We start from the raw sequence: 12,166 nt of genomic DNA, 5'->3' as shown, positions 1-12,166 counted from the left end.
CGGTGTTCGTGCGACGGCCAACGCCCAGGTCAAAACGGTATTCGTGACACCGGGAAACCTCTCCGGACGGCTGCGATGAAGTCTGCGGCGAAGCCTAGCGGGTAGGACCGTTCGGCCGATCCGAGCCCCTGCCCCGGTTGCGGACAGCGACGGCCCGCCGCCCGGTTCAGCGAGCGCCTGCCGGATTCGGGTCGTCGCCGAGGTAGGTGCCGTAACCCTCGACGACGAGATCGCCGTCGAAGACCAGGACCTCGTTGACCAGTCCGCCCTTCTGGTTGCGGTAGTTGACGACGAGCGCGCCGAGTCCGACGTAGACGCCGATGACCTCGAAGCGGAGATCGGGAATCCGGCGCAGTCCCTCGGCCCAGTACGCGCGCAGCGCCGCCTTGCCGCGGAGCACGCCGTCGCCGCCGATCACCTGAACCGCGACCGGGGACCGGAACGTCACGTCGTCGGCGAAGTGGGTCATCAATGCGTCGAGGTCGTGGGCGTTCCACGCCTGGGCCCAGTGATCGGCGAACTCTTGAGCTGCGCTGTGGTTCATGAACGAATTCTGCCAGCGGAATATCGTTGCCAGGCAAGGGATTTACGCGGAAACGACGAAGGTCCCAGCCTCTGAGAAGCCGGGACCTTCGTGGTGTTGCAGCGGAGGATACAGGATTCGAACCTGCGAGGGCGTGAACCCAACACGCTTTCCAAGCGTGCGCCTTAGGCCGCTCGGCCAATCCTCCGTGGGGAAGAATACCGGATGGCCCTTTCGCCTTCCGCAGGTGGTCCGACCTGCGCGAACCGGTTCAGGCCGGGACGACGTCGGCGACCACGATGGTGATGTTGTCCGGGCCGCCGCCCTCGTTGGCCAGTGCGATGAGGCGCGGGACGATTTCCTCGGGGGTGCCGTCGGCGAGGACGTCCTGGATGGCCGGTTCGCTGGCGCCCGCCGTGAGGCCGTCGGAGCAGAGGAGGTAGCGGTCGCCGGCTTGCGGGGTGAACTCCCAGACGTCCGGTTCGGCCGAGCCGGTGCTCAGGAGGGCCTTCATCAGCATCGAGCCGCGCGGGTGGTGGTCGGCGTCGGCGGCGCTGATGGTGCCGTCTTCGACCAGGGCCTGGGCCAGGGTGTGGTCGCGGGTGATGCGCTGCAGTTCGCCGTCGCGCAAAAGGTAGCCGCGGGAGTCGCCGACGTGCGCCGCGGCGAAGTGGGTGCCGTCGAACAGCAGGGTGGTGAGGGTGGTGCCCATGCCTTGGGTGGCGGGGGTTTCCTCGGCCACCTGGGCGAGCTGTTCGGCGATCCGGCGGACGCCGTCGGAGAGCAGATTCGACAGGTTGTGCGCGGTGAGGTCCAGCGTGCGCAGCTCCGCGTCCAGCGAGGCCAGCACGCTGACCGCGGTCGAGCTGGCCACCTCGCCGTGCGGCTGGCCGCCGATGCCGTCGGCCACCACGAGCATCCGCCCGCTGGCGTACACGGAGTCCTCGTTGTTGGTGCGTCGTCGCCCTTGATCCGATCCCGCGGAGTAGCGCAGGGTGAACCGGGTCTGCTCGGTGGCCATGCCCCCATGAAACCATTGGTTGACTGAGTTAACAAGCAAAACGATGGAAACCGCTGTCGTCGGCTATCGTGCTCGTCATGGCAGACGACGCGGCGGTGAGTGCGGCCGACATCGCGCGCCTGGCGGGCGTGCGCCGGGCGGCGGTGAGCAACTGGCGGCGGCGCCACGACGATTTTCCCAAACCCGTAGGCGGCACGGCGTCCAGCCCGTTGTTTTCGCTGCCGGAGGTGCAGGCGTGGCTGCGCGGACGCGGTCGTCCGTTCGAACTCGCGCCGATTGACGAGGCGTGGCAACGGCTGCGTGCCCTTGGCGATGACCTCGACCTCGGCGCGCGGCTGGCGGCGGTCGGCGAGTATCTCGCGGACGATGCTGAGGGGCCCGATGATGCGGAGCTGCTGGCGTTGATCTCCCAGCTCGCGTCGAGCGAAGGCGCGGCGGAGACGTTCGAGCAGCTCTGCGACCGTTTCTTCGAGGCCCATGCCCGTCGACTGTCCACCACGCCGACCGCGTACGCCGACCTGATGGTGCGGCTGACCGGCGCGAAGGGGGCCACGGTGCTCGACCCGGCGTGCGGGTTCGGGTCGCTGCTGCTGGCCGCCGCCGCGACCCGGGCGCGGGGGCAGGACGTCGATCCGGACACCGCGCGGATCGCTGGCATCCGGCTGAGGCTGCACGGCGCGGACACCGAGGTGCACGCCGCGGACGCGTTGCGCGCGGACGCTTTCGCCGATCGGCTCGCTGACGTCGTGCTGTGCGATCCGCCGTTCAACGAGCGCGGCTGGGGGCACGAGGAACTGGTCGGCGACGCGCGCTGGGAGTACGGCTTGCCGCCGCGCGGCGAGTCGGAGCTGGCGTGGGTGCAGCATTGCCTAGCGCACGTGAAGCCCGGCGGCGCGGTGGCGGTGCTGATGCCGGGGGCGGCGGCCGGGCGGCGGAGCGGGAAGCGCATCCGGGCGAATCTGCTGCGCGCTGGCGCGTTGCGTGCGGTGTGCACGCTCGCGGCCGGCACCGATCTTTGGCTGCTCACGCGACCGGAGCCGGAGCAGCGCGCGCCGGCGACCGTGCTGATCGCCGACACCACCGCGGAGAACGTCGAGCAGGTGTGGCTGGACTTTCTGGCCGATCCGGATACCGGCGAACGCATCATCGACGTGCTCGACGACGACGTCGACCTCACGCCGTCCGGTCGCCCTGGCGAGAGTGACTCGGGCGAGGCTTTCCTTGCCGCGCAACGGCTATTCGGGCAGATCGGGATCGAGCTGCCCAAGCTGGAACCGGCTTCCGGCGAACCGGCGCACACGACTGTCGGCGAGCTGGTGAAGGCGGGCGCGCTGCGGATCACGCACGCGCCGCCGCGGACCGCCGACGGCGACGAAGCCGTGCTGACCACCGACGACGTCCTAATCGGTGGCCCACCGACCGGGCATGCCGCGCCCGATCCGGCGGCGGTGTTCGCGCATGAAGGCGACGTGGTCGCGTCGGTCACCGGCGCGGTGATCGTCCACAGTGGAGCTCCGGTGCGGCTCGGTCCCGCGCTTTCCCGTTATCGCGTGGATCCGGAGCTGCTCGACGCGCAGTTCCTCGCCGGCTGCCTGCGCGCCGCGGACTTCCCGGTGCACAGCGCGTCGACCCGGATCGATGCGCGGCGGTTGAAGGTGCCGCGGCATCCGCTCGAAACGCAGCGTGCGTACGGCGTCGCTTTCCGCGCGCTCGCGGACTTCGACCGGGCGCTGCGGCAAACCGCGGAAATCGGCCGCGACCTGGTGCGGCTAGGCTTTGCCGCACTCGCCGAAGGACGGCTGAAGCCCGGTGGCGGGTGAGCGCTGTGAGGGGGCCCATGCTGATCGCGGACCGCTACGAGGTCGACGATCTGCCGCTCGGGCGGGGCGGCATGGGTTCGGTGCACCGCGGGCTCGACCGGCGGCTGGGCCGGCACGTCGCGATCAAGCTGCTGCGGCTGCCCGGCGGCGACGAAGAGCTGGAGGAACGCTTCGCGCGCGAAGCGCGGATCCTCGCCACGCTCGACCATCCCGGCGCCCCCACGCTGTACGACTTCGGCGCGCATGACGACCGGCTGTTCCAGGTCATGCAGTTCGTCGAAGGCGTGACGCTGGACGATCTGATCGCCGAACACGGTCCGCTGCCGGTGCCATGGGCGGCGGCAATCGCGGCGCAAGCAGCCGCGGTGCTGTCGGCGGCGCACGCTCGCGCGGTCTGTCACCGTGATCTCAAGCCAGCCAACCTGATGCTCTGTCCGGACGGCAGTGTGAAGGTGATGGACTTCGGGCTCGCTGTGTTGCGCGAAGCCGACACTGCTCGCTTCACGCGCGCAGGACAGCTGCTGGGTACGCCGTCGTACATGGCTCCGGAGCAGATCCAGCGTGGGCACGCGGAGCCGCGAAGCGACCTGTACGCGCTCGGTTGCGTACTGCACGAGATGCTGACTGGCCGTCCGGTCTTCACCGGGCCGACGGCGTACGCGGTGTTCGACAAGCAGGTGAAGGAAACAGCGCCGGTCGTTCCCGGCGTACCGCGAGAGTTGAACGCGCTTCTCGCCGCGACGCTCGCGAAGGATCCTTCGGCGCGACCGTCTGGGGCGGAAGTGCTGTACGCGAATCTCGTGCCTTTCGCGCGCGACTTGCCACCGTTGCCGGGTTTCCTGCACCCGGCAACGGTGCTGAGCCCTTCGCGGATGTACGCGCGCATGGTGGGGCTTAGCGGCTGATGCTCGCGGGCGTCTGCTCCGAGAGCGGCAGGCCAAGCTTCTGGATGCGGTAGTAGGTGAAGGCGTTCTGTACGCCGATGCTGACGCCGATCGTGAGCATGATCGTCGAAGACGTCACGGTGTTGCTGACGCCGAGCGCGGCTCCGATGAAGGAGAAGCCAACGCGTACGCCGATGGTGGCGAACCACAGCACCAACGTGAGCGGAGTGCCCTTCACGAACGTCGTGCCTTCGCGGGCACTGAGGACCGAAGTGGAGCTGCGCAGGACGCCCAGCAGGCCAAGGACTACAACGTCGCCAGCCAGCAGCGCGTATTCCGTGGCGGTCGCGCTTTGCAACGCGGTGGCGGCGGAGAACACGCCGATCGCGGTCAGGATGAACGGCAGCGTCAGCAACCGCTTGCGGCTGAGCAGCGTGCCGCGCCACTGCCGGTAGACGACCCGGTAGAGGACGAGTGCCGCGATCGCGACGTAGAGAACGATGGTGAGCGGGCCGAGGTTCACGGTGCTCCTTCGGAGGTGGTCGGCTTCGCCCGGCCGGCGGCGGGTGCCGGGAGGCTGCCCGGCGTGCTTCCAGCCTCACCGGGATCGGTGCGGTTTTCGTCGGCGTACGGGCTGGTGCCGGGTGGATCCGCGGCTCAACCCGGGGGTGGAGACGCCGGATCGTGACCATTTCCGAGCAACCACGTGGGGGTGATGGTCGTCTATTCGGGTGATACGGGTCCTACCGAATGTGACCCGACCGAATGCGGGGGTACCGGATCGTGAAAAGGGTTCTGGTGGGGATGGCGGCGCTGGCCGCGGCTTTCGGGCTCGTGGCGTGCTCCGGCGGCACGGCCGGGTCGGCTTCCGGCGGCGGGGCGGTTCCCGCCGCGGCGAGCGCGCCCACCTCGTCGGCTAGCGCGCCGGCCAGCAGTTCCGCCCCGGCGACCAGCAGCAGCCCGGCGAGCACCAGCGCGACTCCGACGCCGAAGCCGACTCCGAAACCCGCGCCCAAGCCGCAGCCGAAGGCCGACCCGGAGCCGAGCGCCGACGTTCCGTGCGCGGCGGCCGCCGCCGCTTCCGGCACCAGCGCCTGTGTCGACATTTCCGGGCACCGCGCCTGGCTGCTGCAGGACGGCAAGGTCATCTACGGCCCCGTCTCGATGCTGCCCGGGCGCAAGGGGCACGCGACCCCGACCGGCACGTTCCACGTGCTGTCCAAGGAAAAAATGCACCTGAGCAAGCAGTTCGACAACGCGCCGATGCCGAACTCGGTCTTCTTCTACCCGGGCGACGCGTTCCACACCGGCAGCCTGAAGGTGTACTCGCACGGCTGCATCCACCTGTCGGCGGCGTCGTCGCTGCGGTTCTTCAACACCCTGCACGTCGGCGACGTCGTCCAGGTCGTGCCCTGACCCAGAGCGTCACGTTCGGATAAATATCACCCGATAGAGGCAACTCCATCCCCCTTTTGAGCGATTACTCCTCGCTGAGAAAGGGGGCCTTGGATGGCCTGGCGCAAGCTCCGTTCCCTGCTCGTGGCCGCACTCGTGGCGGTCGCCGTTCCCGTTGTGGACATCGCGGTCGCCCCGGCGGCAGCTGCCGATACTCCGGCGCTGCCGCCGGGGTTCGTCTTGCGGGACCTGCCCACCGGGCTCGGCCAGTACGAGTTCACCGACTTCGCCTGGCTGCCCGACGACAGCGTGCTGGCGCTCGGCAAGTCCGGCGTCGTCAACTGGGTCCCGGCCGCGGGCGCCGGCGCGCCGCAGCGGATCGCGACCTTCCCGGTCGAGACGCAGGGCGACATGGGCCTCACGAGCATCGCGCTCGCGCCGGACTACGTCACCTCGCACCAGATCTACCTGAACCGCTCGGTGTCGCTGGGCAACGGCCAGTACACGTTGCGCGCCGCCAAGTTCACCGTGCAGGTGGACGGCGACGGCCATCCCTCCGGACTGACCGGCGAGCAGGTGATTTTCGACCTGCCCGGCAGCCCGTATTACATCCACGGCCTCGACACCGTTTACCCCGCGCCGGACGGCACGCTCTGGTACTCCGTCGGCGACAACGGCGACGCGGGCAAGACCAACCCGGTCGCCTTCGTCGCGCAGGACCTCGATTCGCCGTTCGGCAAGATCCTGCACCTCACCGCGGACGGCAAGGGCGTGCCGAGCAACCCGTACTACAACGCTTCCGCGCCGGATTCCGCTCGCAGCAAGGTGTTCGCAAGTGGTTTCCGCAATCCCTTCCGGTTCAGTCTCGACCCGAAGAGCGGCCTGCCGGTGGTCGGCGACGTCGGCTGGTACACCTGGGAAGAGCTGGATGTCGTGCAGCCTGGCGCGAATCTCGCTTGGCCTTGTTACGAGGGGAACCATCCCACGCCGGGCTATTCGACGGACGCGCGTTGTGCTTCCGTGGTGAACACTCCGCCGTTGTGGGACTACCAGCACGGGACTGGTCCTGCGCAGGGCAACAGTGTCACTGGCGGGATTGTGTATGGGGGCACTACTTATCCGGCTGCTTACCAGGGTGCGTACTTCTTCGGCGACTACGCGGGGCAGAAGATCTGGACGCTGCGTTATGACGCCCAGGGCAAGCTCACGCAGGTGCCGACGAGTCCGCCGCCGTTCCAGAATGTCGGTGGGGTTACTCGGATTTCTGCCGCGCCCAATGGGGATATCGTCTTCAGTGACCTCAACGCCGGGGTGCTTCGGCGGTTGAGTTACTCGACGAACAACGCTCCGCCAGTGGCCAAGGCGACGTCTTCGACGGATCCGGATACTCGTACGGTTTCCTTTGACGCCAGTGGTTCTACTGACGCTGACGGAGATCCGCTGACCTACGCCTGGGACTTCGGGGACGGCAGTACTGGTGCTGGGGTTCAGGCCAGCCATCAGTACGGGGATGGTGCTTCGTTTACGGCGACGTTGACCGTCTCGGATCCGCTTGGCGGGATTGGGACGGCGAAGATTGCTGTCGCGCCGGGTAATCACTCGCCGGTGTTGACGTTGTCTGCTCCGGACAAGAACTTCGCCGTCGGTGAGCCGGTTTCGTTGTCGGCTACGGCTACTGACGTTGAGGACGGGGCACTTCCGGTTACGTGGACGTCGTTGATTCGGCACTGTCCGGATCTTGGGGCTTGCCATGTGCATCCTGGAGACGGGGCGACTGGGCCCACGCTGACGGTTCCGTTTACCGATCACACGGACTCTCGGATGGAGTTCACCGCGACTGTTACCGATAGCGCGGGGGTGCAGGCCAGCAAGACGTATGTCGCTTACCCGCGTCAGCATCGGTTGACGTTGGTGGGGACGCAGCCTGCCGCGTTGAGCATCCCGAGCGAGGGCGGCGTCAGCAGCGCGATGGTCACAGAGGGTGCGACGTTCGACGTGACCGCGGCGTTGGTCGGCACTGACGGGGTCTCCAAGTTCACCGGTTGGCAGGGCGGTCCGGCTACCTCTTCGTGGTCGATCACCGTTGGCGCCAATGACATGACCCTTACCGCCAACTACGTCACGGCGATCGACCAGCGATATGCGGCTGAACCTGGGTTGCGGAGTTTGCTCGGCGCGCCAACGGGTCCTGAGGTCGTGGACGGCCCGGTGCGCTATCGGGTTTACGCGAACGGCCGGTTGTACTGGTCCGCGGCCGCTGGAGTGCATGAGATCGGCGGGCAGATCCTGGCCCGGTACCTCGCGATCGGCGGGCATCAGTTGTACGGGCCGCCGGTGACCGACGAGACCCGGACGCCGGACGGGGTGGGGCGGTACAACCATTTGATCGGTACCCCGGCAAGCCAGGCCGCGTCGATTTACTGGACGTCTTCTACGGGCGCGCATTCGGTGCAAGGGCAGATTCGGGCTAAGTGGGCCGCGCTGGGCTGGGAGCGTGGGGTCGGGTATCCGACCACTGATGAGTCCGGGACTCCCGACGGGGTCGGGCGGTATAACCACTTCACCGGCGGGTCGGTCTATTGGACGCCTTCCGGTGGGGCGCATCAGATCGGCGGCGCGATCCGGGACAAGTGGGCTTCGCTGGGTTGGGAACGGGGTCTTGGCTATCCGACTACGGATGAGTCCGCGACGCCGGATCGGGTGGGCCGGTACAACCACTTCACTGGCGGGTCGATCTACTGGACGCCGGCTACTGGGGCGCATCAGATCGGTGGGGCCATTCGGGACAAGTGGGCTTCGCTGGGTTGGGAGCGAGGTCTCGGTTATCCGACTACCGATGAAACCAGTACCCCTAACGGGATCGCGCGGTACAACCACTTCACCGGCGGTGGCTCGATTTACTGGAGTGCGGGGACCGGGGCGCACATGGTGCAGGGGGAGATCCGCAAGCGATGGGCCGCGCTGGGATGGGAGAACGGGTATCTGGGGTTGCCTACCTCGGATGAATATCCGATCAGCGGGGGCGCCCGAAGCGATTTCCGGGGCGGATATGTGATTTTCCGGAATGGGGTGACCACGGACTACCGGTGGTGAGTCGTTCTCGGGGCTGCCGTCGGTGCGCCATCGCTCGGCCGACGGTAGCTCCGCACCGGGATTTCTTGTTACTGTGTCGTTAGGCTGTGACTGGCGTGTGAAGATGGATCACCATCGGGGAGCGGCCTCGTCCACGTGACGTCGTGCCGTGCGCCTGGGCTCTTGCAGGATCGAGATCCGGGAGACACGGCGATGGTTCGACCTCTGGCCTTTTCGAGAGAATCCTGGCACCGGCCTCAGCTGGTGGGAATTGTCAACGTCAGCACGGACTCGTTCTCGGACGGCGGCAGATTCCTGACGCCGGCGAACGCGCTCGCGCACGCGCGCCGATTGCTGGCGGCGGGCGCGGACGTCGTCGAACTCGGCCCCGCGGCCAGCCATCCGGGCGCCGCGCCGGTGACCGCCGACGAGGAAGTGCGGCGCCTCGACCTGGTCCTGGACCATTTGGTCGCCGACGGCATCCCCGTGTCGGTCGACTCGTTCCAGTCCAAGACTCACCGGTTCGCGGCTGCTCGTGGAGCCACGTTTCTCAACGACATCCAGGGATTTCCGGACCCCGCACGGTATGCGGAGCTGGCCGATACCGGATGCCGCCTCGTCGTCATGCACTCGGTGCAGCGGCGGGGACCCGCGACCAAGGTGCGCACCGACCCGCAGACAGTGCTGACGGCGCTGGAGCAGTTCTTCGACCAGCGGCTGGCCGCGCTCCAAGCGGCGGGCATCGACCGCGAACGGCTGATCATCGATCCTGGGCTCGGCTACTTTCTCGGCGCCACGCCGGAACCGTCGCTGGCAGTGCTGGGCGCGCTCCGCGCGATCAGGACCCGGTTCGGGGTCCCGATCATGGTCTCGCCGTCCCGGAAGTCGTTCCTGCGCGCGATCACCGGACGCGAGCTGGCGGAGATCGGCCCGGCCAGCCTGGCCGCTGAGCTGTACGCCGCCAGCCACCGCGTCGATTTCATCCGGACTCACGACGTCGCGGCGCTTCGGGACGCACTCACCGTCCTCGCTGCCTTGGACCACTACGCGGGCACCAGCCGATGACGCGCCTCGACACTGCCCTGTTTCCGGTTGAGCATCAAGCTCGAAACGGGCGTCCGGCAAGCATCCTCTCCGGATCCGCCAGCACTGCCTAAGCTACCGCGCACCACCGACAAAAATCAGGCCAGATCAGCCGGACGGGTACCGGTGGAGGCGAGCGGCAGGCCCAACGCAACCCGTTCAGTCAGCCAACCGCTGGGCCGGTAGCGAGGATCCCCGGTGGCGCGCAGCAACCCGTTCAGAATCCGGAGAACCTTTTCCGGACCGACCAGGTCTCCCCATTCCAGGGGACCGCGGGGGTAGCCAAGACCTAGCCGCACGGCGGTGTCGATGTCGGCGGGGGCCGCTAGACCCTGGTCGGCGATGTAGCAGGCCGTGTTGATGATCGAAGCCAGAAGGCGTTGCGCGATGGGGGCGGCACCGTCGCGGACGACCGTCACCGGGGTTCCGGTGGCAGCCAGGGCGGCCCAGGCGGCGCGGCCGTACTGGGGGTCCAGTCCAGGATGGACAGACATCGTGAAGCGCGATTCGTAGCCGAGGGCGTCGATTCCGCAGACGCGCGAGGCGGGCAATTCCAACTGCCGGGCAGCCTCCACAGTGGACTCTCCGCGCAGGGTCACCAGCAGAACCGTGTCCGGGTAGGCGTCTGGGACGACGTCGACGCCTGCCGCGGACAGCAGGCGGCCCAGGCGTTCGTCGGCGGCGTAGACCGGCATGGCGGGGGCGGGCGGGGCCGGAGCCTCCGCGGGGACTTCCTGTTTTCCGTCCGGATAGCGGTAGAAACCTTCGCCGGTTTTGCGGCCGAAGAGTCCGGCGGCGACGCGCGGGCGGGTGAGCCACGACGGGCGCAGGCGCGGTTCTGCGTGGAAGCCGCTCCAGATGCTTTCCAACACTGCGTGCGAGACGTCCAGGCCGGTGAGGTCCAGCAGTTCGAACGGGCCTAGCTTGAGGCCGAGGACGTCGCGTGCGATGCGGTCGATCTCGGCGGGAGAAGCGAGAGACTCGGAAAGGATCTGCAGGGCTTCGGTGTTCAGGCCACGGCCTGCGTGGTTGACGAGGAAGCCGGGCGCGTCCTTGGCCAGCACGGGTTCGTGGCCCCAGCCGCGGACCAGTTCGAGCGCTTCGCCGGGCAGCCAATCGGCGGTGCGGGCGCCGGGGATGACCTCGACCAGGCGCATCAGCGGGACCGGGTTGAAGAAGTGCAGACCGACCATGCGCGTGGGGTCGGTGATCCCGGCGGCGATTTCGGTGACCGACAGCGAGCTGGTGTTCGTCGCGAAGATCGTGTCGGGACCGCAGACCTTCTCCAAGCCGGCGAAGAGGGTTTGCTTCGTTTCCAGGTCTTCGCGGACGGCTTCGATCACCAGGTCCACGCCCTCGGCGGGCGCGAGCGGGCCGTCGACCGGGACCAACCGTTCCTTTGCCGCGCGGCCGGCCTCCTCGGCCAGTTTGCCCTTCGCGACCAACCGGTCGACCATCGCGCTGACGTGCTCGATCGCCGCGTTCACCGCGTCCGGTGCCGCGTCCGCGAGTTCCACGGTGGCTCCGCCGGTCGCGGCGAGCTGGACGATGCCTCGTCCCATCACGCCGGTGCCGATCACCCGGATCCTGCCGACCCGTCCGGCCCATCCCGTCACGTCGAACCCGCCTTTCGTTCTTGCGCCACGGCGAACTTACCCCGGACTACAGACCGACGAAGTCCGCCATCTGCCCGATGAGGTGCTCGAAGTACGCGTCGGCGGGGTCGACGCTGCCGACGTACTGGCCGAACAGCTCGAAGTTGAGCGCGCCGAACAGCTGCGTCCAGGCGCCGATGGCCCGCATGACGACCTCGGCGGGCGCGTCGATCTCCAGGATCCGGGTGAGCTGATCCGCTTGCGCGCGCAGTTCCGCCGACATCGGCGCGGTGACCGCCGGCTCGTGCGGATGTGCGTCGCGCAGCACTGCGACCAGCGCGAACGCCACTCGGCCCGCGGGTCCGACGGTGTCTTGCGGAGCTTGGTAGCCGGGGATCGGCGAGCCGTAGATGAGCGCGTACTCGTGCGGGTTGGCGCGGGCCCACTCACGGGTCGCGCGCCAGATGGCTCGCCAGCGCGTGCGCGGGTCTTCGGTGTGCGGGTCGGCCTGTTCGGCGGCCTCGCCGACGGCGTTGTACGCGTCGACGATCAGCGCGGTGAGCAGGTGATCCCGGCTCGGGAAGTACCGGTACAGCGCCGACGAGACCATCCCCAGCTCACGGGCGACCGCGCGCAGGGAAAGTCCGAGCGCGCCGACCTCGGCCAGCTGGCGGCGGGCCTCGTCCTTGATCTCGCGGGTCAGCTCGGCGCGGACTCGTTCGCGGGCGGTCCGGGGTGCGGCAGTCATGCGATCAGTGTGCCTCGATTGAGAG

Annotated in this window: 10 protein-coding genes, 1 tRNA gene and 1 riboswitch; of the genes, 5 read left to right on the top strand and 6 right to left on the bottom strand. The window is 68.2% G+C overall.

Annotation, left to right across the window (positions count from 1 at the left end; genetic code table 11):
* Window positions 1–166: 166 nt before the first annotated feature.
* The 3 genes from ABD156_RS03185 to ABD156_RS03175 form a co-directional block, all read right to left on the bottom strand.
* Entirely contained in the window at window positions 167–544 is a 378-nt protein-coding gene (locus ABD156_RS03185; protein ID WP_344266027.1) for a nuclear transport factor 2 family protein, read from the bottom strand.
* A 102-nt stretch (window positions 545–646) separates the two neighbouring features.
* Window positions 647–731 (bottom strand) — tRNA-Ser (locus tag ABD156_RS03180).
* Window positions 732–794: 63 nt separating this feature from the next.
* The gene (locus ABD156_RS03175) at window positions 795–1,544 is read right to left on the bottom strand and encodes a PP2C family protein-serine/threonine phosphatase (RefSeq protein ID WP_344266024.1); all 750 of its coding nucleotides are present in this window, start codon (window positions 1,542–1,544) and stop codon (window positions 795–797) included.
* Window positions 1,545–1,621: 77 nt separating this feature from the next.
* Here ABD156_RS03175 and ABD156_RS03170 point away from each other — a divergent pair, with 77 nt between their 5' ends.
* Together ABD156_RS03170 and ABD156_RS03165 are read left to right on the top strand one after the other, a co-directional pair.
* Window positions 1,622–3,364: an HsdM family class I SAM-dependent methyltransferase gene (locus ABD156_RS03170; RefSeq protein WP_344266021.1), complete on the top strand. Its 1,743-nt coding sequence runs from the start codon at window positions 1,622–1,624 to the stop codon at window positions 3,362–3,364.
* Between the two features lie 17 nt (window positions 3,365–3,381).
* The gene (locus tag ABD156_RS03165; protein ID WP_344266018.1) at window positions 3,382–4,269 is read left to right on the top strand and encodes a serine/threonine-protein kinase; all 888 of its coding nucleotides are present in this window, start codon (window positions 3,382–3,384) and stop codon (window positions 4,267–4,269) included.
* Here ABD156_RS03165 and ABD156_RS03160 read toward each other — a convergent pair.
* Window positions 4,259–4,771, bottom strand: a complete 513-nt coding sequence (locus tag ABD156_RS03160; protein ID WP_344266015.1) for a hypothetical protein — start codon at window positions 4,769–4,771, stop codon at window positions 4,259–4,261. The two genes, ABD156_RS03165 and ABD156_RS03160, sit on opposite strands and share 11 nt — an antisense overlap.
* Window positions 4,772–5,031: 260 nt before the next feature.
* Here ABD156_RS03160 and ABD156_RS03155 point away from each other — a divergent pair, with 260 nt between their 5' ends.
* The 3 genes from ABD156_RS03155 (at window position 5,032) to folP (ending at window position 9,780) form a co-directional block, all read left to right on the top strand.
* Window positions 5,032–5,664 (top strand): L,D-transpeptidase, encoded by a 633-nt coding sequence (locus ABD156_RS03155; RefSeq protein WP_344266012.1) that lies wholly within the window; start codon window positions 5,032–5,034, stop codon window positions 5,662–5,664.
* A gap of 93 nt (window positions 5,665–5,757) precedes the next feature.
* Window positions 5,758–8,736, top strand: coding sequence for a PQQ-dependent sugar dehydrogenase (locus tag ABD156_RS03150; protein ID WP_344266010.1), 2,979 nt, complete (start codon window positions 5,758–5,760; stop codon window positions 8,734–8,736).
* A gap of 76 nt (window positions 8,737–8,812) precedes the next feature.
* Window positions 8,813–8,903, top strand: a riboswitch (ZMP/ZTP riboswitch).
* A gap of 25 nt (window positions 8,904–8,928) precedes the next feature.
* On the top strand, window positions 8,929–9,780 hold the full coding sequence (gene folP, locus ABD156_RS03145) for a dihydropteroate synthase (protein ID WP_344266008.1): 852 nt from the start codon (window positions 8,929–8,931) through the stop codon (window positions 9,778–9,780).
* Between the two features lie 116 nt (window positions 9,781–9,896).
* On the opposite strand, the gene ABD156_RS03140 is transcribed toward folP, so the two are convergent.
* Together ABD156_RS03140 and ABD156_RS03135 are read right to left on the bottom strand one after the other, a co-directional pair.
* Window positions 9,897–11,414, bottom strand: coding sequence for a 3-hydroxyacyl-CoA dehydrogenase (locus ABD156_RS03140; RefSeq protein ID WP_344266006.1), 1,518 nt, complete (start codon window positions 11,412–11,414; stop codon window positions 9,897–9,899).
* 46 nt (window positions 11,415–11,460) lie between these two features.
* Entirely contained in the window at window positions 11,461–12,141 is a 681-nt protein-coding gene (locus ABD156_RS03135; protein WP_344266004.1) for a TetR/AcrR family transcriptional regulator, read from the bottom strand.
* Between the last annotated feature and the right edge of the window lie 25 nt (window positions 12,142–12,166).

It is taken from the genome of Amycolatopsis albidoflavus (assembly GCF_039525725.1).
In the GTDB taxonomy this organism is placed as follows: domain Bacteria; phylum Actinomycetota; class Actinomycetes; order Mycobacteriales; family Pseudonocardiaceae; genus Amycolatopsis; species Amycolatopsis albidoflava.
This window is presented reverse-complemented; position numbering and strand designations above follow the sequence as displayed.

What these genes read in the sequence shown, in the direction of transcription:
- ABD156_RS03165 (WP_344266018.1), top strand. Translation starts at nt 3,382, where the DNA reads ATGCTGATCGCGGACCGCTACGAGGTCGACGATCTGCCGCTCGGGCGG.
- ABD156_RS03175 (WP_344266024.1), bottom strand. Translation starts at nt 1,544, where the DNA reads ATGGCCACCGAGCAGACCCGGTTCACCCTGCGCTACTCCGCGGGATCG.
- ABD156_RS03170 (WP_344266021.1), top strand. Translation starts at nt 1,622, where the DNA reads ATGGCAGACGACGCGGCGGTGAGTGCGGCCGACATCGCGCGCCTGGCG.
- ABD156_RS03135 (WP_344266004.1), bottom strand. Translation starts at nt 12,141, where the DNA reads ATGACTGCCGCACCCCGGACCGCCCGCGAACGAGTCCGCGCCGAGCTG.
- ABD156_RS03150 (WP_344266010.1), top strand. Translation starts at nt 5,758, where the DNA reads ATGGCCTGGCGCAAGCTCCGTTCCCTGCTCGTGGCCGCACTCGTGGCG.
- ABD156_RS03185 (WP_344266027.1), bottom strand. Translation starts at nt 544, where the DNA reads ATGAACCACAGCGCAGCTCAAGAGTTCGCCGATCACTGGGCCCAGGCG.
- folP (WP_344266008.1), top strand. Translation starts at nt 8,929, where the DNA reads ATGGTTCGACCTCTGGCCTTTTCGAGAGAATCCTGGCACCGGCCTCAG.